The sequence below is a fragment of the Vibrio aquaticus genome (genome assembly GCF_003970385.1).
GTDB classification, from domain to species: Bacteria; Pseudomonadota; Gammaproteobacteria; order Enterobacterales; family Vibrionaceae; genus Vibrio; species Vibrio aquaticus.
On the sequence record NZ_RXZH01000133.1, the window covers coordinates 1 to 489 of the forward strand.

The window sequence follows — 489 nt, forward strand, 5'->3', positions numbered from 1 at the left end:
GAGCAATGGTTTCAACCATGTACCGGATGTGTTCTGCCATGCGCTCCTGAAACTCAACATCGGCATCAAACGCACGGGTAATGGATTTTTGGCTGGCCCCGTGGCGTTGCAAATGATCGATGCATAGCGATTCAAACAGGTGCTGGGGCAGGCCTTTTTCCATGTCGTCTGCCAGTTCTGCCTCTTTCTCTTCACGGGCGAGCTGCTGGTAGTGACGCGCCCAGCTCTGAGCCTCAAGACGATCCTGAATGTAATAAGCGTTCATGGCTGAACTCCTGAAATAGCTGTGAAAATATCGCCCGCGAAATGCCGGGCTGATTAGGAAAACAGGAAAGGGGGTTAGTGAATGCTTTTGCTTGATCTCAGTTTCAGTATTAATATCCATTTTTTATAAGCGTCGACGGCTTCACGAAACATCTTTTCATCGCCAATAAAAGTGGCGATAGTGAATTTAGTCTGGATAGCCATAAGTGTTTGATCCATTCTTTG

Annotated in this window: 2 protein-coding genes; both read right to left on the minus strand. The window is 47.4% G+C overall.

The genetic code is table 11. The features are described from left to right. The coding region (locus EJ063_RS20610) for a host-nuclease inhibitor Gam family protein (protein WP_126576083.1) at positions 1–265 on the minus strand (265 nt) is incomplete at its 3' end. Between the two features lie 74 nt (positions 266–339). Next, positions 340–483: a host cell division inhibitory peptide Kil gene (gene kil / locus EJ063_RS20620; protein WP_000372937.1), complete on the minus strand. Its 144-nt coding sequence runs from the start codon at positions 481–483 to the stop codon at positions 340–342. Between the last annotated feature and the right edge of the window lie 6 nt (positions 484–489).